The sequence below is a fragment of the Halogeometricum sp. S3BR5-2 genome (assembly GCF_031624635.1).
GTDB lineage: Archaea > Halobacteriota > Halobacteria > Halobacteriales > Haloferacaceae > Halogeometricum > Halogeometricum luteum.
This window is the reverse complement of sequence record NZ_JAMQOQ010000003.1, coordinates 175,422-192,901: the sequence shown is the minus strand read 5'-3', so window position 1 is coordinate 192,901 and position 17,480 is coordinate 175,422. Positions and strand designations below refer to the sequence as shown.

18 protein-coding genes and 1 pseudogene are annotated in these 17,480 nt (G+C 67.6%); 10 read left to right on the top strand and 9 right to left on the bottom strand.

The features are described 5' to 3' along the window. Nucleotides 1-59: 59 nt before the first annotated feature. From NDI79_RS12920 to NDI79_RS12910, 3 genes are all read right to left on the bottom strand, one after another. Nucleotides 60-857: an SDR family oxidoreductase gene (locus NDI79_RS12920; RefSeq protein ID WP_310928922.1), complete on the bottom strand. Its 798-nt coding sequence runs from the start codon at nucleotides 855-857 to the stop codon at nucleotides 60-62. A 109-nt stretch (nucleotides 858-966) separates the two neighbouring features. After that, nucleotides 967-1,248, bottom strand: a complete 282-nt coding sequence (locus NDI79_RS12915; protein ID WP_310928921.1) for a DUF8036 family membrane protein — start codon at nucleotides 1,246-1,248, stop codon at nucleotides 967-969. A gap of 63 nt (nucleotides 1,249-1,311) precedes the next feature. Next, complete coding sequence (locus NDI79_RS12910) at nucleotides 1,312-1,590, bottom strand: ArsR/SmtB family transcription factor (protein WP_310928920.1); 279 nt, start codon at nucleotides 1,588-1,590, stop codon at nucleotides 1,312-1,314. A 243-nt stretch (nucleotides 1,591-1,833) separates the two neighbouring features. On the opposite strand from NDI79_RS12910, the pseudogene NDI79_RS12905 reads away from it, so the two are divergent. The 4 genes and pseudogenes from NDI79_RS12905 to NDI79_RS12890 all read left to right on the top strand — a co-directional run. Beyond that, nucleotides 1,834-2,670: pseudogene (locus NDI79_RS12905) on the top strand (DUF4397 domain-containing protein); the annotation flags it as partial. Between the two features lie 162 nt (nucleotides 2,671-2,832). Next, nucleotides 2,833-3,012, top strand: coding sequence for a hypothetical protein (locus NDI79_RS12900; RefSeq protein ID WP_310928918.1), 180 nt, complete (start codon nucleotides 2,833-2,835; stop codon nucleotides 3,010-3,012). A 157-nt stretch (nucleotides 3,013-3,169) separates the two neighbouring features. Continuing rightward, nucleotides 3,170-3,772, top strand: a complete 603-nt coding sequence (locus tag NDI79_RS12895) for a TetR/AcrR family transcriptional regulator (protein ID WP_310928917.1) — start codon at nucleotides 3,170-3,172, stop codon at nucleotides 3,770-3,772. Continuing rightward, entirely contained in the window at nucleotides 3,769-5,241 is a 1,473-nt protein-coding gene (locus NDI79_RS12890) for an MATE family efflux transporter (protein WP_310928916.1), read from the top strand. The genes NDI79_RS12895 and NDI79_RS12890 overlap by 4 nt, the downstream gene beginning before the upstream one ends. Nucleotides 5,242-5,252: 11 nt before the next feature. Here NDI79_RS12890 and NDI79_RS12885 read toward each other — a convergent pair whose 3' ends face one another. Together NDI79_RS12885 and NDI79_RS12880 are read right to left on the bottom strand one after the other, a co-directional pair. Continuing rightward, entirely contained in the window at nucleotides 5,253-5,504 is a 252-nt protein-coding gene (locus NDI79_RS12885) for a MoaD/ThiS family protein (RefSeq protein WP_310928915.1), read from the bottom strand. An 83-nt stretch (nucleotides 5,505-5,587) separates the two neighbouring features. Then, nucleotides 5,588-6,016, bottom strand: coding sequence for a luciferase domain-containing protein (locus NDI79_RS12880; RefSeq protein ID WP_310928914.1), 429 nt, complete (start codon nucleotides 6,014-6,016; stop codon nucleotides 5,588-5,590). 139 nt (nucleotides 6,017-6,155) lie between these two features. Here NDI79_RS12880 and NDI79_RS12875 point away from each other — a divergent pair, with 139 nt between their 5' ends. The 3 genes from NDI79_RS12875 to NDI79_RS12865 all read left to right on the top strand — a co-directional run bounded on the left by NDI79_RS12875 (nucleotide 6,156) and on the right by NDI79_RS12865 (nucleotide 10,219). Then, entirely contained in the window at nucleotides 6,156-7,241 is a 1,086-nt protein-coding gene (locus NDI79_RS12875) for a site-2 protease family protein (RefSeq protein WP_310928913.1), read from the top strand. A 96-nt stretch (nucleotides 7,242-7,337) separates the two neighbouring features. Continuing rightward, nucleotides 7,338-8,012, top strand: a complete 675-nt coding sequence (locus tag NDI79_RS12870; RefSeq protein ID WP_310928912.1) for an MBL fold metallo-hydrolase — start codon at nucleotides 7,338-7,340, stop codon at nucleotides 8,010-8,012. Nucleotides 8,013-8,224: 212 nt separating this feature from the next. Continuing rightward, nucleotides 8,225-10,219, top strand: coding sequence for a choice-of-anchor I family protein (locus tag NDI79_RS12865; protein ID WP_310928911.1), 1,995 nt, complete (start codon nucleotides 8,225-8,227; stop codon nucleotides 10,217-10,219). Nucleotides 10,220-10,373: 154 nt separating this feature from the next. Here the strand turns inward: NDI79_RS12865 and NDI79_RS12860 are convergent, their stop codons facing one another. Together NDI79_RS12860 and NDI79_RS12855 are read right to left on the bottom strand one after the other, a co-directional pair. Continuing rightward, on the bottom strand, nucleotides 10,374-10,613 hold the full coding sequence (locus tag NDI79_RS12860; protein WP_310925402.1) for a DUF7120 family protein: 240 nt from the start codon (nucleotides 10,611-10,613) through the stop codon (nucleotides 10,374-10,376). A gap of 76 nt (nucleotides 10,614-10,689) precedes the next feature. Then, nucleotides 10,690-11,220, bottom strand: a complete 531-nt coding sequence (locus NDI79_RS12855) for a hypothetical protein (protein ID WP_310928910.1) — start codon at nucleotides 11,218-11,220, stop codon at nucleotides 10,690-10,692. Between the two features lie 212 nt (nucleotides 11,221-11,432). Between NDI79_RS12855 and NDI79_RS12850 the strand changes: the two genes are divergently transcribed. Next, nucleotides 11,433-12,851 carry an amidohydrolase gene (locus NDI79_RS12850; RefSeq protein WP_310928909.1) on the top strand — a complete coding sequence of 473 codons (1,419 nt, stop codon included), beginning with the start codon at nucleotides 11,433-11,435 and terminating at the stop codon, nucleotides 12,849-12,851. Here NDI79_RS12850 and NDI79_RS12845 read toward each other — a convergent pair. Continuing rightward, a complete protein-coding gene (locus tag NDI79_RS12845) occupies nucleotides 12,794-13,585 on the bottom strand; it encodes a class I SAM-dependent methyltransferase (protein WP_310928908.1) in 792 nt (263 codons plus the stop codon). The two genes, NDI79_RS12850 and NDI79_RS12845, sit on opposite strands and share 58 nt — an antisense overlap. A gap of 762 nt (nucleotides 13,586-14,347) precedes the next feature. After that, the gene (locus tag NDI79_RS12840) at nucleotides 14,348-15,985 is read right to left on the bottom strand and encodes a BCCT family transporter (protein ID WP_310928907.1); all 1,638 of its coding nucleotides are present in this window, start codon (nucleotides 15,983-15,985) and stop codon (nucleotides 14,348-14,350) included. A 343-nt stretch (nucleotides 15,986-16,328) separates the two neighbouring features. Between NDI79_RS12840 and NDI79_RS12835 the strand changes: the two genes are divergently transcribed. Both NDI79_RS12835 and NDI79_RS12830 read left to right on the top strand, forming a co-directional pair. After that, on the top strand, nucleotides 16,329-16,982 hold the full coding sequence (locus tag NDI79_RS12835) for a DUF8102 family protein (protein ID WP_310928906.1): 654 nt from the start codon (nucleotides 16,329-16,331) through the stop codon (nucleotides 16,980-16,982). Between the two features lie 111 nt (nucleotides 16,983-17,093). After that, entirely contained in the window at nucleotides 17,094-17,480 is a 387-nt protein-coding gene (locus NDI79_RS12830) for a Rid family detoxifying hydrolase (protein ID WP_310928904.1), read from the top strand.

The following is a 17,480-nucleotide window of genomic DNA, read 5'->3' as shown; positions in this document are numbered from 1 at the left end:
TTCGGGTTGCGGAACCCGCGTGCCGGGAAAACCCCGCCGATTAATCGTCTCGACGCCGGTTACAGGTTCGAGGCGCTCGACCCGCCGTCGATGGGAATCGCGGCGCCGTTGACGAACTCCGACTGCGGCGAAGAGAGGAAGGCGACGGTCCGACCGAGGTCCATCGGGTCGCCGATGCCGCCCGTCGGGATGCCCTCGCCCCACTCCTCGAGTCCCTCCTCGTAGGAGTCGTACTCGCCGCGCTCGACGCCCTGTTCGACGAGTTCCTCGATGCGGGACGTCTCGTGGGACCCGGGGAGGACGGCGTTGGCGCGCACGTCCGGCGCGAACTCCTTCGAGAGCGTCTTCTCCAGTCCGATGACGCCCATCCGAACCGAGTTCGAGAGGACGAGTCCGTCGATGGCCTCCTTGACGCTCCCGGAGGCGATGGTGACGATGGTACCGCCGTCGCCCTCCCTGAGATGCTCCTCGGCGGCCCGCACCGTCCGCACGACGCTCATCACGAGCAGGTCGAACGCCTCGTCCCAGTCCTCGTCGGTCGTCTCGGAGAACGGACCCGAGGGCGGACCGCCCGCGGAGGTGACGAGGTGGTCGAGGCCGCCGAACTCCTCGACGGGTCGCTCGACGAGCGACTCGATGTCGTCGGGGTCGGTCAGGTCGCCCGCCTCGCCGACCACCGTCGCGCCGCTCGTCGCGTCCTTCTGTACCTCCTCGACGGCCGATTCGAGTCGGTCGGCGTCGCGTCCGTTCATCACGACGTCCACGCCCTCCTGCGCGAGCGCCCGCGCCGAGGCCCTGCCGAGACCGCTGCTCGACGCCGTCACCAGCGCCGCGTCGCCCGCGATATCGAGTTCCATACCCGAGGATGCGCGCGCCCCCTCAAAATCCTGACCGTGGCGGTGGCTTTCGCGGGTGTTCGTCGAGGCCCGAACTCGCCTCCCGACGCGGAGCGACGGACGCCCGGCGTCACTGCCAGATGACGTACGCGAGAACCGCTATCGCCACCGTCTCGAGCACTTGGAGAATCATCATGAAGCGGACGGCGAGCGCCGGCATGGCCGGGGGGCTCAGATAGAAGTACAGCGCGACGGCGTTCTCGGTCAGCAGCAGCGCGCCGAACACGATGGAGCCGAGCGTCAGCGGCGCCCGAATCTCACGGTAGTTCCGAATCCAGATGACCAGAAGCACCGCCAACAGCACCACGTTGACGGCGGCCGCGAGACGCGCCGCGTCGAGCATGAGACTCATCCGCGCACCCCTCTCGGATTCTTCGACTCGTCCGTTCGCGCCCGTTCGTTCGCGTCTCTCGGCCTAATCATCGATCTGTGAAATGATTCGTTCCACGGTGTTCCAGTGGTCGCGGACTCTGTCCGACGGGAGGTAGACCGTCCCGTAGTCCGAGCCACCGCTCGTGACGACGCCGTTCTCCTCTAAAACTTCGAGGTGGTGTCTGATAGTGTTGTAGGCCATATCGAGGTCCTCGGACAGCCGATTCGCGTTGCGAGGACGCTCGTCGATAGCCCGGAGAATCCGCGCGCGGTTGGGCCCTCCTCGTGTCCCGGCAAGAACCTGCCAGAGGACCGTCTCCATGGTGACGTTGGTGGTCGTCGCTCGACAAGAAACCACCGAACCCGGGCGCGTCCGTCGTCCGAACGCCCCCGAATCGGCGGCGGCACGGAACGCGGAGAGCGGCCACCGCGAGCGTCCGCTCTCCCGTCGCCGTCGACGCGGCGTCTTGGGGGAGATTCGACCGGGAGTCACCCGAGAGTTGAGTGCAATTTGAGTCGGAACTGCGAAAGCGGTTAATCCGGCATCGTCCTTGCCGTACGACGCATGAACTCAGACGACTCCGAGACGACTCGACGGCGCGCGCTGATCGGTATCGGAACGGGACTCGCGGTCGGTCTCGCGGGCTGCATGGGCGGTGGTGGCGGCACCGAGACCGAAGGGTCGACGGCGACCGAGACGGAGATGTCGACCGAGATGGCCAGCGAAACCGAGATGGAGACGGAAACCGAGTCCGGCGACGGCACCGGAACGGAGGGGGAGTCCGCCTCCGTCCGCGTGGCGCACGTGGCCCCGAACGCGCCGAACGTCGACGTGTACGTCGACGATTCGGCGGTCCTCGAGGACGTTCCCTTCGGCGCCGTGAGCGAGTACCTCGCCGTGCCCGCCGGGGAGCGACAGGTCCGGATCACGGCGGCGGGCGACCCCGACACGGTCGTCTTCGAGGGCGCCGTCCCCGTCGAGGCGGGGATGATGTACACCGTGGCCGCGACCGGCGAAATCGGCGACATGGCCGACCAGGCCTTCGAACCGCTGGTCCTGCAGGGCGACGGTTCGACCCCCGGCGGCGACATGGCCCGCGTCCGGTTGGTCCACGCCTCCCCCGACGCGCCCGCGGTGGACGTGACGCTCGCCTCGAACGGCGACGCGGTGTTCGACGGCGTCGCCTACGGCGAGAGCAGCACGACCACCGTCCCCGCCGGCGACTACACCCTGGAGGTGCGCGGCGACACGGAGGGCAACGACGGCGACGTCGCCGCCAGTTTCGACGTGAGCCTGTCGGGCGGACAGGCGTACACGGCGTTCGCGGCGGGCTATCTCACGCCCGACGACGAACCCGCGGACACCGCCTTCGACCTCATCGTCGCGCAGGACACACAGGGGATGTCCGGGTAACTTCGGCCGAAACGCCCGGCTCGATTCACTCGCCGCCGAGTGAGGCTTGCGCCCGATACTCGACGAAACGCGTGTTTTCGGGGGCTTAACGCGCGATTAACCCGAGTAACGATGCGCACACCAATATGCCCCCGCGTCCATGCGTGGCACATGGCAGCCGAGCTAACGGACGCGCAGAAGGAGGAAGTGTGGAATCTCTTCCGGTCCGGTATGTTCTCGGAGGAGGTCACCCGGGACTTGCTCGGGGAGCGGACGTTCGAGGCGCTGGTGGAGGAGACGCCGCCCCCCGTCGACCTGTTCTGGGGCGACGCGAACCAGTTCTTCGCCTGAACGGCCCGACGGCTCGACGGTTCGACGGCGAATCGAGGAGTTTCGACCGCTCACGGGGTTTAGCTCTGTCGTTGGCGGCACGGGACCCTGAAGCTACAACGCTTTTGACTGACCGGCCAGTCAATCAGTACAGTGACCGATTCTCGGTCGATTTCGAATGAGCTCTGACGCCGCCGACGCCATCATGGACGGAACGCACAGCGCACTCCGCTCGCGCGGGTACGCCGACCTGACGATGCGGGATATCGCCGACGAGGCCGGGGTGAGCAAGGCGGCGCTCCACTACCACTTCGACGGCAAACACGACCTCCTGCTCTCCTTTCTCGACCGCCTCTTAGAGCGGTTCGAGGCGCGTCTCGATGGGGTGACGGGCGCGAACCCCGAAGAGCGGTTGCTGTCGCTCGCGGAGACGGTGACGCTGCCGCCCGCCGGCGGCGACCCCCGCGAGTTCCGAACCGCACTGCTCGAAATCGAGGCGCAGGCGCCCTACGACGAGGCGTACCGCGCGCGACTCGAACGCTTCGACGAGGCGTTCGCCGACCGCGTCCGCTCCGTCCTCGCCGCGGGCGTCGCCGACGGGACGTTCGACGAGGGCGTCGACCCCGACGAGGCGTCGTCGTTCGTCGTCACCTACGTCAAGGGGGCACGGACGCGGAACGTCGCCGTCGGCGCGTCGCTCGACGACTCCCTCGCCGCGTTCCGCCGCTACGTCCGCAGTACGCTCTCGGCCGACCCGTCCGAAGGGGTGGCGGCCGAATGAGCCTCCGAGACCGGTTGGACCGCGTCTTCAAGAGCCGCGACGAGTTCGACCTCACTTCGGGCGACATCGCCCGGCCGCTGTTCTACCTCTCTCTGCCCATCGTCGTCACGAACCTCCTCCAGACGGCGTACAACCTCGCGGACACGTTCTGGCTCGGCCAGTTCAGCACGAACGCGCTGGCGGCCATCAGTTTCGCGTTCCCGATGGTGTTTCTCCTCATCTCCCTGGGGATGGGGCTCTCCGTCGCCGGCAGCGTCCTCGTCGCCCAGCACACCGGCGCCGAGGAGGAGGAACGAGCCGAGTACGCCGCCTCCCAGACGGTGACGTTCTCGCTGCTCGGGTCGCTGCTTCTCGGCGCCGTCGGCTATCTCCTCGTGGGGCCGTTCCTCTCGCTCTTGGGCGCCTCGCCCGACGTTCTCCCCCTCGCGACGAGTTACATGCAGGTCATCTCGCTGGGCCTGCCGTTCATGTTCGGCTTCTTCGTCTTCGTCGCCCTCATGCGCGGCTACGGCGACACCATCACGCCGATGCTCGTCATGTTCGGCTCCGTCGTCCTGAACATCGCCATCGACCCCATCCTCATCTTCGGGTTCGACGGGAACCCGCTGTTCGGGATGCTCGGACTCGGCGGCCTCCAGTCGCAACTGTTCGCCGCCACGGGCTACGTGGGGTCCGGGATTCAGGGGGCGGCCATCGCCACCGTCTTCTCGCGGTCGCTCGCCCTCGTCGTCGGTCTGTACATCATGTTCGGGAGCGCGCGCGGCGTCCAGATTCACCTCTCGCAGATGCGCCCCGACTTCGAGTTCCTCCGACGCTTACTCGCTATCGGCGTTCCCGCCTCCATCGAGGGGACGGGACGCGCCCTCTCGGTGAACCTGTTGCTCATCGTCGTCGGGATGTTCCCCACCACCGTCGTCGCCGCCTACGGTATCGGCGTGCGGGTGTTCTCCGTCATCTTCCTGCCCGCCATCGCCGTCGCGCGCGGCGTCGAGACGATGACGGGACAGAACATCGGCGCCGGGAAGGAGGCCCGCGCGGAGCGAGCGGCGAACGTCGCGGCGGTAGCGATGTTCGTCATCCTCTCGCTGGCGGGCGTCCTCGCCTACGTCGGCGCGAACCCCATCATCGCCGTGTTCACCGACGACCCCGAGGTGATTCGCGTCGGCGCGGACTTCCTCTACTGGGTCGCGCCGACGTTCGGATTCATCGGCATCATGCGCTCGTACACCGGGAGTTTCCGCGGCGCGGGCGAGACGCTGACGTCGGCGGCCATCTCCGTTCTGATGCTCGGCGTCATCCGCCTGCCGTTCGCCTACTTCGCCTCGCAGTCGTGGGGCTACGGCTCGACGGGTATCTGGATGGCCTTCACCGTCTCGAACGTCGCCGGCGCCGCCATCGCCTACCTCTGGTACCGCCGCGGCACGTGGCGGGACGGGTCGCTCACGCGGCGAGCGCCCGCGGACGACTGAAGACTGACGCGTCACTCCTCGGCGGACCGTTCGGAGAGGACGACGGCGTCGCCCTCCGAGAGCCGGGTCGTCCGGTCGGCGTCGCCGCCGTTCACCCGACAGACGAGTTCGCTCGACAGCGACTCGGGGTCGAAGGCTTCGAACTCCGCGGCGAGGCCGCGAATCACGTCCTCGACGGTCGAGCGCGGTTCGAGGACGCGCGACAGCGACCGCTCGCCCACCGCGTCGGCGACGCCGGCGTAGCACCGAATCGTGACTTCCACGACCTCCGAGTGGTGCGGCGGGCGCAAAGAACGTTGCGGGCTCTCACACCCGACGGATCAGCCGTCTCCGGCGCGAGCGACGCTCACGCCGCCCGTTCCGAGGGGCGAGCGTACTCGTCCACCGCGGTCCGGACCGCCGGCGGGAGGTCCATCGCCGCCAGTTCCGCGGCGGCGTCGACCTCGGAGGCCGACGGCTCGGCGCCGGGGCGTCGCTGACGCCCGACGAGGCGGAGGAGGTACGCGAGTCGGAGCAGTTCGACGGCGTCCGTCCGGCCGTCCGCCCCGTCGACGGGGAACGACACCCACCCGGTGTCGGGAAGGACGTGGTGTGGCCGCGCGCGTCCGGACGAGACGAGGGCGTCTCTGATAGTTGTCGGGAACGGGATGTCGACCAGCGAGTCGCCGTGGACGTGCCCGAACTCGTTTCTACCCAGCCTGAACTCGCGCCCGCCGAAGCGGTGCGGGAGGGTCTCGACGCCCGGCCACGACGCGACGACGTCTGCGATGGTCATACTCACTTGTACGCGCTCCGAGGAGATAACCCGGCGCTCGTCGGTCGTCGCCCGTTCATCCACACTCGTCGTCCGTCGGCCGACGTTCGCCGCCCGCCGGAGTCTGTGGACATATGTACGTCCGGCACGTACCGGTAATATGACCGAGACGGCTCTCGGCGGCGCCCCCGAACCCCGCCGGTTCGCCGGTGCGTTCGACGTCTACGAGGTGGAGGCCGAGGGGGAGGAGATACGCTACTACGGCCAGCCCCGCTCGGACCGCCAGTCCGTCGTCCGCGTCGTCGCGCCGGTGTTCCGCAAACGGGGGTACACCGTCTCCGTGGAGCGGGAATTCGGAGAGTACGTCCTCGTCGCCAGCGAGCGCACCACCGGCGTCGACGAGTTCCCGACGACGAACGTCGCGCTCTTCTGTCTCACCGTCGTCACGACGCTGTTCGCGGGCTCGCAGTGGTACGGCATCGACGCCCTCTCGAACCCCCTCGGAATCGTCGAGGCGTGGCCGTTCGCCGCCGCCGTCCTCGGCGTCCTCGGCGTCCACGAACTCGGCCACTACGTCGCCAGCCGCTACCACGACGTGCAGGCGTCGCTGCCGTACTTCATCCCCGTCCCGACGCTCCTGGGCACGATGGGCGCGGTCATCCGCATGCGCGACACGCTCCCCGACCGGGAGTCGCTGTTCGACATCGGCGTCGCCGGCCCCCTCGCCGGTCTGGTCGCCACCGTCGTCGTCACCGCCGTCGGCGTCTCCCTCCCGCCCGTCGAAGTGGGGGCGTTCCCCGTCCGACTGGGCTACCCGCCGCTCATCCAAATCGTCGCGGCCGCGCTGGGTCGACCGCTCACCTACGCGGACCCCTCGCTGATGGCCAACCCCGTCGTCGTCGGCGGGTGGGTGGGGGCGTTCGTGACGTTCCTGAACCTCCTGCCGGTCGGCCAACTCGACGGCGGCCACGTCGTCCGCGCCATGTTCGGCCGCGCGCACGCGACGGTCCAGCGACTCGTCCCCATCCCCCTGTTCGCCCTCGGCGCCTACACGTACGTCTTCGCCGACGGCCAGTCGCTGAGCCTCTGGGTGCTCTGGGGCTTCCTCGCGCTGCTGTTCGCCCGCGCGGGCGGCGCCGAACCCGTGGACGACTCCCCCCTCGGCGCGTTCCGACTCGCCGTCGGCGCGGTGACGCTCCTCCTCGGCGCGCTCTCTTTCACGCCCGTCCCGCTGGCGCTGGCGTGAGCGTCGGCGCGCGATGTCTAAGTAAACGGCGCGGGCGTCCCCGGAACGAGTCGCCGGCGCCGGTACCGCCTTGACGGTCCCGCCCGACTCTCGGGCATGAACGTCCCCGACGCTGTACACCCGCTCCCGGTCGAACTCGAATCGGACGGCGAGACCCGACGATTCTGGCCCTGCGCCGTCGAGACGGACCGCGGCCTCGTTCTCGTCGACGCCGGGTTCGCTCACACCGTCGACCAACTCGAAGCGGGCCTCGCGGAGGCGGGCTTGGCCCTCTCGGACGTGCGTCTCGCCTTCCTCACCCACCAGGACGGCGACCACGCCGGCGGCCTCGCGCGCGTCGTCGACCGGACGGACGCCGTCGTCGTCGCGAGCGAACGCGCGGCGCGGGTCGTCGACGGGACGGAACCCCCGCGCGGCTCCGACCCCGGCGACGACCGGTACGAACCCGTTGCCGTCGACGTGGCCATCGCGGGCGAAGCGACGCTCGACACCCGCGCCGGCCCGGCGCACGTCGTCCCGACGCCGGGACACACCCCCGGCCACGTCTCGCTGTACTTCCCCGAGGAGTCGTTCCTGCTCGCGGGCGACGCCGCCACCGCCGCGGACGGCCAACTGAACGGACCCGACCCGACGTTCACCGAGGAGATGGACACGGCGCTGATGTCGGTTCGAGCGCTCTCGGAGTTGGATATCTCGCGGACGCTGTGCTACCACGGCGGCTTCGCCGCCGCCGGGAGCGACCGGTTGGCCGACATCGCGCAACGGGAGTGAGTGACCCGAGCGCGTCGACGTCGGCTCGCGCCTCCCGAACGGTAGCTCTCCGTTCTACACTCTATGAAGAGTGTGCCTTTCAGGAGAATTTGGTTCCACCCGTACCATTCTAAAATGATTTACATATATACGAACCGGGCCGACCGTTCGGGACAATAGCCGACATGTACGGTATTACACAGGACTAAGACGACATCTCGGGACTACGACCTGTGACGGGTTCACGACAGACGCTGGACCTCGGACGCCGACGCGTCCTGGGTCTCACGGGAGGGGCCGTACTCGGATTGCTAACTGGCACAGCCACCGCGAGCGACGACTCGACGGTGAGGGGCGGGGCGACCGCCCCCCATCCGAGGGGGAGTCCCGCGAAGCACGACCACGTCAGACTGGAACAGATCGGTCGGTACGAGTCGGGCATCTTCGACGAGGGCGGGGCCGAGATTATCGCGTACCACGCCCCGACGCACCGACTGTTCGTGATCAACGCCGACCTCGGCGGCGTCGACGTCCTCGACGTCTCGGACCCGACCGCGCCCGAGAAGGTCGGCGAGATAGACGCCACGGGCGGGGTCGACGGCGTGAGTTCCGCGAACAGCGTCTCGACGTCCGAGCACGTCGTCGCCGTCGCCCTCGAAGCGGAGGTCGCCCAAGACCCCGGCCAGGTCGGTCTGTACGACCCGGAGACGCTCGAACTCCTGGGTACGGCGGCGGTCGGCCCCCTGCCCGACAAGGTCACGTTCACCCCCGACGGGACGCGAGCGCTCGTCGCGAACGAGGGCGAACCGACGGACAACTACGCGTACGACCCCCGCGGCTCCGTCAGCATCGTCGACGTTTCCGAGGGCGTCGAGGAGCCCTCGGTCAGCACCGCGGACTTCACCGCGTTCGACGGGGAAGAAGAGGAGCTTCGGGAGAAGGGCATCCGCATCTTCGGTCCGAACGCCAGCGCCTCGCAGGACTTCGAGCCGGAGTACGTGACGATAAGCGACGACTCACAGACCGCGTGGGTCTCGCTGCAGGAGAACAACGCTATCGCCGAAATCGACATCGAAGACGCGGAGGTCACCGACCTCCTGCCGCTCGGGTTCAAAGACTACAGCCTCGCGGGGAACGAACTCGACGCCAGCAACGAGGACGGCGGCGCCGACGTCCGCAACTGGCCGATCAACGGTATCCTCCAGCCCGACGCCATCGCCGCGTACAGCCCGGACGACGAGACCTATCTCGTCACGGCCAACGAGGGCGACAGCCGCGACTACGACGCCTACAGCGAGGAGGCCGAAGTCGCCGACCTCAGACTCGACCCCGACGCGTTCGACTTCGACGACATCGAGGGTATCGACGACATCGAGGGTATCGACAGCGTCGAGGAACTCCAAGCGCCCGAGAATCTCGGCCCGAAGGGCGTGACGAAGACGCTCGGCGATACCGACGGCGACGGCTACTACGAGGAGATATACGTGTTCGGCGGGCGGTCGTTCAGCATCTTCACCGAGGACGGCGAGATGGTGTTCGACAGCGGGAGCGACTTCGAGCGCATCACGGCCGAGCGGTACGGCGACCGGTTCAACAACGACAACACGGAGAACACCGGCGACAGTCGGAGCGACAACAAGGGGCCCGAACCGGAGGGCCTCACGCTCGGCCGGGTCGGCGACCGGCACTACGCGTTCATCGGCCTCGAACGCATGGGCGGCGTGATGGTCTACGAGATAACCGACCCGCACGAACCCACGTTCGTCGACTACGTGAACAACCGCGACCTCTCGTTCGACATCCAGGGCGAAATCGCCGAGGGCGACGCGCCCGCCGGCGCGGCCGGCGACCTCGGCCCCGAGGGTCTGGACTTCGCCTCCGTCGGGGAGAGCCCGACCGACGACCCCCTCGTCTTCGTCGGCCACGAGATAAGCGGGACGACGGCTATCTTCCGCGTGATGAGCAACGTCATCGACACGTCCGTTTCGTGCGGCGACGACGGCGCGACGCTGTGGGTCACGAACGTGAGCGAGGAGACGATAGAAGTCCGCGACATCGACAGCGCGGGCCCGAACGTCATCGACGGTCGCCCGACGCTCGAACCCGAAGAGTCGCTGAGTCTCACGGGTGTCGAGAACGGAACGGCCGTGCTCCGCGCGTTCGACCCCGACAGCGGCGACCCGGTCGGTCCCAACGTCGAGGTACCCGTCGACTGCGGAAGCGACTGACTGACGCGCCACTCCGCCGCGCTCGATTCACTTCTTATTTCGCTCGACGACGCCTCCGGCGTCCGCTACGGCCGCGGCTTCCGCCGACCGGTCGAGTTCGATAGCGGACGGGGTCGCTCGCGAGCGAGCTCCGCCGCCGAAAAGTGGAGTCCGTTCAGAGGCGGTCGTCGTCCGCCGCGCCCGGGTCGTTCGCGGTGTCGAACAGGTTGTTCTCCGCGCCGTCCATGAAGTCGTCGCCGGGCGTCGACTCGTCGACGACGTTGACGTTGTAGGCGTCGATACCCATGCTTATCAGTTCTTCCGCCGCCTGCTCCTCGCTCACGAACTCCTGGTCGACGAGCTGCTCGAACTCGGTCAGCAGTTCGTCGGGGAGCGTCACTTCGACGATTGGCATCGGTCGAGGTTCTACCTCCGGGTACTTGAGTGGACGGTTGGTGGCGCGCCCCGCCGACGGCCTCCCGCCGACCGCCTCACCACTCGGACTCGGCGCCGAGGCCGATGTCCACGTCGTCGCCGTCCTCGGTCACGTCCTCCGGTTCGTCGGCCTCGTCGGCTTCGTCCTCGTCCGTCCGCGGCGTCTCGGCGTGACAGGTCACGCGCACCGGTTCGCCGTCGCGTTCGCTCTCGACGGCCCACATCTGCCCGCACCCGAGCAGCGTCACCCAGTCGTCGCCGCGTCGCTGGTCGACGCTCACGAGGACGTCGTTCGTCTCGCTGTCGCGGCCGGCGTACTCGATGCGAATCGTCTCGCCGTACACCTTCAGCCCCGCCGGTTCGCCCAGTTCGACGAGCGTCGAGTCGGTCCGCCCGTCGGGGTGGTCGACGTACACTTCGACTATCGGCGCGTCGCCCGTCGGGAGCGAGTACTCCACCGCCAGCGTGCTCTCCTCGACGTCCACCCGCTCTATCTCGACGAGCGACGCGGAGGCGCCCACGGCGTCCGCGACCTGCCGTTTGAGGGCCTGAATGGGAACCCGCGCCGTGTCACGTTGTCTGTCCATACGGTCTCTACGCGTGATAGAGGGTGGAGGGGTTTGACTGCACCGGCGTCGCTCCGACGCGGCCGCCGTCGGCGCCGGCCGTCCGGTCGCGGCGGATTCCGCCTTCCGAGCGCACGCGCTCCGAACACTCTGAAATTTTTGCAATTTTCAGAAATCTCTAGCCGAACCGCCGCGAGACACAGGTTGATAGTCGGCCACTCCGACCCGAGACCGTGACCAAATCGGAACTTTTCGAGCGGATCGACGCCGACGAGTCGAAACTGACGGCCATCGCACGGGAGTTGTGGGAGACCCCCGAGTTGGGTCTCCACGAGGAGGAGTCCGCGGCGACGCTGGTCGAGGCGCTCGAAGACGGCGGATTCGACGTGGAGACGGGCGTCGCCGGGATGCCGACGGCGTTCGTCGCGGAGTACGGCGACGGCGACCCGCGAATCGGCATCTTGGGCGAGTACGACGCGCTGCCGGGTCTCTCGCAGTCCGTGTCGGCCGACCGCGACCCCGTCGAGGCCGACGGTCCGGGCCACGGCTGCGGGCACAACCTCTTCGGGACGGCCGGCGTGGGCGCGGCCCTCGCTCTCGCCGACGCCGTCGACGCCGGCGAGGTGTCGGGCACCGTCGTCTTCTTCGGCTGTCCGGCCGAGGAGACGCTGGTCGGCAAGACGTACATGGCCCGCGCGGGCGCCTTCGACGACTTGGACGCCGCGCTGACGTGGCACCCCGGCGACCTCAGCACGCCGCGGATGGGCTCTTCGAACGCCCTGAACTCCCTCACGTTCACGTTCGAGGGCGTCTCCGCGCACGCCGGCGGCGCGCCGGATTCCGGGCGGTCGGCGCTCGATGCGGTGGAACTGATGAACACCGGCGTCGAGTACATGCGCGAGCACGTCTCCGACGACGCGCGGATGCACTACTCGATACCCGACGGCGGGAGCGCGCCGAACGTGGTGCCCGCCGAGTCGACGGTGTGGTACTACGTCCGCGCGCCGACCCGCGAGGAGGTCGAGCGCAACACCGACTGGCTCCGCGATATCGCCGAGGCGGCCGCGATGATGACGCAGACCGAGGTGTCCGAGCGGTTTCTCACCGGCTGTTACGACTACCGCGCGAACGGCGTCGTCTCCGAGTTGATATGGGAGAACATCGACACGGCCGGTCCCGTCCCCTACGACGACGCCGACCGCGAGTTCGCCGCCGAGTTGCAGGCGACGGTGCCCGACGAGCGCATCGAGTCGCGCCTCGACGAACTCCCCGAGGACCTCCGAGACGAGGTCGAGGGTGAGGCGTTATACGCCGAACCGGTCGCGCCGTACGACCACGACCGGCAGACCCACGGGTCGACGGAAGTGGGTGACGTGAGTTGGATAACTCCCACCGGGCAGTTCAACGCGGCGACGTGGCCCGTCGGAACGCCCGGTCACTCCTGGCAGGTCGTCGCCGCCAACGGCGACTTCGGGCTGAAAGGCGTCGCCTTCGCGGCGAAGGTGCTCGCGGGGGCGACGTACGACCTGCTCGCCGACGCGGAACGACTCGCGGCCGCGCGCGAGGAGTTCGAGGAGGAAATCGGCTCGGACGCCTACGAGACGCCGCTCCCCGAGGACGCGGAACCGCCGTTCGACGTGACGATGGGCTGATCGGTCGGGTTCTCGTCGTCCGACAGCCGAAACGCCAGCCCGTACATCTCGCCGACCGACTCCGAGCCGATTGCCCCCGCCAGGCGGTCCGCCTCCGATGCAAACTGCTCGCCGAGTCCGGTCGGAAGGCGCTCGCAGGCCCGGCGGACGACGTTCGCGTGCGCCGCGACGTGGTTCTCGGTCCACGGAACGGGGTCCAACAGCGTCCGCTCCCGGTCGAACGCCCACCCGCGGGCCTCGAACTGCGCGCGGAGGGTCTCTCTCTCGTAGAACGTCAGCGCCGGCCGGCCGTCCGCGAGTTCGGTCGCCGCGTTCTCCAGCGCGAACAACTCCCGCACCGCGGCGTCTTCGGGGAGCGGTTCGTAGTCGTCGACGACGAGGTGGGCGCCCGGCGCCGCGACTCTCGTCAGTTCGAAGACGATGCCGGCCAGCGACGCGACCGGGACGACGTTGAACAGGGCGTGGGCGGTGACGACGTCGACGGCGTCGGCCGGGAGCGGAATCGCCCGGAGGTCCGCCTCCAGCACCGTCGCCCGCGCCAGTTCGTCGGGAGCGAGGCGCTCGCGGACCAGTCGCGCGTGGCCGCGGTCGTTCGTCACCGCGTAGACGTGCGCCGCGCCGGCGTCGAGGAGCCCCGCGGTCGCCTTCCCGACGCCCGCGCCGGCCTCCAGACAGGTCGCGCCCGCGACCGGGCGGTCCGCGAGTGCGACCCGAACCGTTCGAGGGACGTCCATGCGCCGAAGAGGCGAGACGTTCACAAGAAGTTACCGCGAGAGCGATATTCGGGTAGCGTCTCGAAGTTTAGACGTATCGTTTTCAGGAGTATAGATACACTGGGGATAGATAAATCTAAGATAGGATTTACAGAACTGCAAACTAGAATATGGTTATAAATAGGCCTAGAAACTCATCGAAACGGTAAGAATTTGTATATACGCGGAAAGATAAATTCTTCTGTCCGATTCGAGCCGCGAAGTAACTCTCGAACGGCTTCTTCGGAATCCATTCCTGAGAGCGGAACGAAACCCACGTGTGCGAGTTGTTTGCACGCTCTCGGCACTCAAATCGGACGCGGCCGATGCAGTGTCGGAGCGCACTGCATCTAAAAATCATATTCTTTCCGTTTATACCTAATCTTCACCATCTTTCGGACAAAAAACGCGCCGCTCGGGCGGTCCGCGCGACTCGGTTTTTTCTTCCGTCACTTCCCGTTCTGTATTCTCTGCGGGACAGTCCCTCGATGACCCCAAAGAAGTACAGTCATAGATTTGTAACGGAAAAGGAGTTTTCGAGGCTTCGGCGACACGCAGAAGCGCAGACGCGATAGACAGTGTTCCGCTCTCGGGAACGAACTGGACGCGCGAACTGCGGAGCGAGGGGTCTGGGGTCATAGTCGGACGAACGTACGACGGTAGAAGATATTTCTCCAGAAATGAGTCATCGAGTCGATTCGTCGCTGCCGAATCGTGGGGTGATTGGCGACCCCGGAAGTCCGCTCAGTCGTCGTCGGCCCCCGTCGGCCGTCCGTCCGCGTCGGCCGACTCCGATCCGCCGGTGTCGCCGTACAGCACCGTCTCCTCCTGGAGGAGGACGTTCTCCGACTGCCGGTTGAACGATTTGGCGAGGCCGGCGACGGCGATGAGACAGACGATGGCGAACGGCCCGCCGGTGATGATGGCGGCCGACTGGAGCGCTTCGACGCCGCCGATGACCATGAGGATGGACGCGACGACGCCCTGGAGGACGCCCCAGAAGACGCGACTGACGGCGGAGGGTTCGGCCTTCCCGCCGGTGGTCATCATCGAGACGGCGAGCGTCGAGGAGTCCGCCGAGGTGACGAAGAACGTCGTCACGAGGACGAGGAACGCGAACAGGAGGATGGTCCCCACCGGGAGGGGAATCCACGCCACGTCGAGCGCTTGGAACAGGAGGTAGCCCGAGACGGCCTCGCCGTACTGTCCGACGGGTCCGAGGATGTCGACGACGCCGTTGTGCTGGAAGAGGGTGGCGGTGCCGCCGACGATGGCGAACCACGGAATCGTCGCCAGCGACGTGGCGACGATGCCGGTGAACGCCACCTCGCGGACCGACCGGCCGCGCGAGATGCGGGCGATGAAGAGGCCGGCGAACGGCGACCACGCCAGCGGCCACGCCCAGTAGAACACCGTCCACGCGTTCGACCACGACCCCCCGCCCGTGAAGTCGGTGAACAGGCTCATCTGGAACCAGTCACCGATGAGGCCGCCCGTGGCCTGCGTACCCAGTTCGAGGATGCGGACCGTCGGGCCGAACAGCAACGTCGCAGTCATCAAGAGCGCGAACAGCCCCATGTTGAAGTTCGACAGGCGGCGGATACCCTTGTCGACCCCGAGGACCAAGGAGACGGTGAACAGGACGGTCATCCCGGTGATGATGGCCACCGTCCCGACGTCGCCGATCTGGTACCCCCAGTTGAACTCGATACCGGTCAGGAACTGGCTCCCGATGAGACCGAGCGACGTGGCGACCCCGCCGAGCGTCGCGAACACCGCGAGGATGTCGACGAGTTTCCCGAGGAGGTTGTCCACGTTGTCGGCGCCGACGAACGGCGTCAGCACGGCCGAGACGCGGAGCGGCGCCCCGTGTTCGTGCGCGAAGTAGCCGATGCCGAGACCCATGACGGTGAAGCAGGACCACTGGGTGATGCTCCAGTGGAACAGGCTGTACTGGACGGCGATGGGGATGGCGGCCTGGGACTCGGCGGCCACGCTGTACAGCGGCGGCACCGTCGAGTAGTGCAGCACCGCCTCGGCCGGCCCCCAGAAGACGATGCCCGCGGCCAACCCCGCCGAGTAGATCATCGTGAAGTACGAGACGTAGCTGAACTCGGGGCTTCCCTCTCCGAGCGTGAGTTTCCCCCACGGACCGAGGATGAGGAAGGCCAGAAAGCCGACGAGCACGAGCATGACGATGAGAAAGGCCCAGTTGAACCGCGCGAGCACGAACTGGTTGACGCCGGAGACGACGTCGCTCGCCACCTGCGGGCGGAACGCGAAGAGCACGACGAACAGGAGGGTGATTCCCGCGCCGAAGCCGAAGATGGTCGGCTCTATCTCGTCGAGGAACTCGGAGACGACGCCGTCGCTCTCGCTCATGCGTCCCCTCCGCCGGTCCCCCACGCGACCCGGTGGTTGACGGCGCTGTATCCCCGCGAACGACTGCCGAGTCCGTCGCTCTGATTCGAGTGCATATCTGTGTGCGAGTGCGTGTCAACGACATGCTGGAACGCCCGGTTAAACGTTGTGGGAGCGAACGCCGAGCGAGTACCGCCGCCGGCCGGACGTCTCGGCCGGCTACACGGTTTCTGTAGTCGGGTACGGAGCCGAGTCGGACCGTCCGAGCGAGTTCGGATATCCGCCGTCTGACGGACGCTCGCTCCCGTGTGATGTGTTCTCGTAGTTCGCAAATCTTATCCGAAGACGTACACGAGAAGTGTGTATGACAGATGCCCCCGACGCGGACGCCGCGGACGAGACGCTCGCGCACTCGGCGGACAGAGCGCGCGGCATCCTCACGCCCAGCGACCGGGAGTTCCTCCTCGGGCGGAAGACGGACTACACCGAACACTCGAAAAAGCAGAAGCGCAACCGCATCCGTCGCCGCCTGCGGAACGCCATCCTCGATTTCTCCATCCTCTTCGAGCACCTGGAGGACCGCGACCGGGAGACGGTGTTCAACCCCGAGGACGAGGCCCGCGACGCCTACACGCGGGGAATCGTCGACATGCTCGGTTTCCTCCACCTCGGCACCCTCGGCTACCACGTCCCGTTCAAGGACATGCTCGGGCAGGGCGTCAACCGGGCCGAGCAGAAACTCGCAGGGTCGGACTACCGCATGGTGACCGTCGACTTCAGCGTGGACCCGGTCGGCCGAATCGACGTCGACGACGTCGTCGACAAACTGGAGGCCGAACGGTTCGACGAGGTGACCGACGAGGAACTCCGCGCGTTCGTCCGCCTCATGACCGAGTCCGAGGAGTTCTCCTCCGCGGAGATGCGCTCCGGGATGAAGGCGGAGATGCCGGCGTTCCTCGACGCCGTCTCCGAGGCGACCGAACGGCGGAACGGACGGGCAGACGACCTGCGCGACTGACGCTCGACGCCGCGGTGCCGCCCGACGCTTCGGCGAATCGAGAACGGATTCTGTGTACGACGTCCCGAATAACGTTTATGAACCTCCGGCGAGTGGGTGCGACCGAGACCCATGCCAGACCAGACAGCGATATCGGCCGCGGGCGCACCGCAGAACGACAACCCCTACTCGCAGGGCGTCCTCGCGGACGGCCTCCTGTTCGTCTCCGGGTTCGGCCCGGTCGACCCCGAAACCGGCGCGGAGGTCGAGGGCGACGTCGGAGCGCACACCCACCGCGCGATGGAGAACGTCGCGGCCGTCGTCGAAGAGGCCGGCGGGTCGATGGACGACGTGGTGAAGACCACCGTCTACGTCGCCGACATGGACGACTACGACGCCGTCAACGAGGCGTACGCCGAACACGTCGGCGAGACGCCGCCCGCTCGGGTCTGCATCGAGGCCGCCCGCCTCCCCGAGGACGTGCGCGTCGAGATAGACGCCGTCGCGAAGGTGGCCTGA

Bases quoted from the DNA above. Each gene is read 5' to 3' on its own strand.
- NDI79_RS12830 (WP_310928904.1), top strand. From the start codon at position 17,094: ATGCCAGACCAGACAGCGATATCGGCCGCGGGCGCACCGCAGAACGAC.
- NDI79_RS12915 (WP_310928921.1), bottom strand. From the start codon at position 1,248: ATGAGTCTCATGCTCGACGCGGCGCGTCTCGCGGCCGCCGTCAACGTG.
- NDI79_RS12920 (WP_310928922.1), bottom strand. From the start codon at position 857: ATGGAACTCGATATCGCGGGCGACGCGGCGCTGGTGACGGCGTCGAGC.
- NDI79_RS12900 (WP_310928918.1), top strand. From the start codon at position 2,833: ATGGCAGCCGAGCTAACGGACGCGCAGAAGGAGGAAGTGTGGAATCTC.
- NDI79_RS12870 (WP_310928912.1), top strand. From the start codon at position 7,338: ATGAACGTCCCCGACGCTGTACACCCGCTCCCGGTCGAACTCGAATCG.
- NDI79_RS12835 (WP_310928906.1), top strand. From the start codon at position 16,329: ATGACAGATGCCCCCGACGCGGACGCCGCGGACGAGACGCTCGCGCAC.
- NDI79_RS12840 (WP_310928907.1), bottom strand. From the start codon at position 15,985: ATGAGCGAGAGCGACGGCGTCGTCTCCGAGTTCCTCGACGAGATAGAG.
- NDI79_RS12880 (WP_310928914.1), bottom strand. From the start codon at position 6,016: ATGACCATCGCAGACGTCGTCGCGTCGTGGCCGGGCGTCGAGACCCTC.
- NDI79_RS12910 (WP_310928920.1), bottom strand. From the start codon at position 1,590: ATGGAGACGGTCCTCTGGCAGGTTCTTGCCGGGACACGAGGAGGGCCC.
- NDI79_RS12845 (WP_310928908.1), bottom strand. From the start codon at position 13,585: ATGGACGTCCCTCGAACGGTTCGGGTCGCACTCGCGGACCGCCCGGTC.
- NDI79_RS12875 (WP_310928913.1), top strand. From the start codon at position 6,156: ATGACCGAGACGGCTCTCGGCGGCGCCCCCGAACCCCGCCGGTTCGCC.
- NDI79_RS12855 (WP_310928910.1), bottom strand. From the start codon at position 11,220: ATGGACAGACAACGTGACACGGCGCGGGTTCCCATTCAGGCCCTCAAA.
- NDI79_RS12860 (WP_310925402.1), bottom strand. From the start codon at position 10,613: ATGCCAATCGTCGAAGTGACGCTCCCCGACGAACTGCTGACCGAGTTC.
- NDI79_RS12890 (WP_310928916.1), top strand. From the start codon at position 3,769: ATGAGCCTCCGAGACCGGTTGGACCGCGTCTTCAAGAGCCGCGACGAG.
- NDI79_RS12895 (WP_310928917.1), top strand. From the start codon at position 3,170: ATGAGCTCTGACGCCGCCGACGCCATCATGGACGGAACGCACAGCGCA.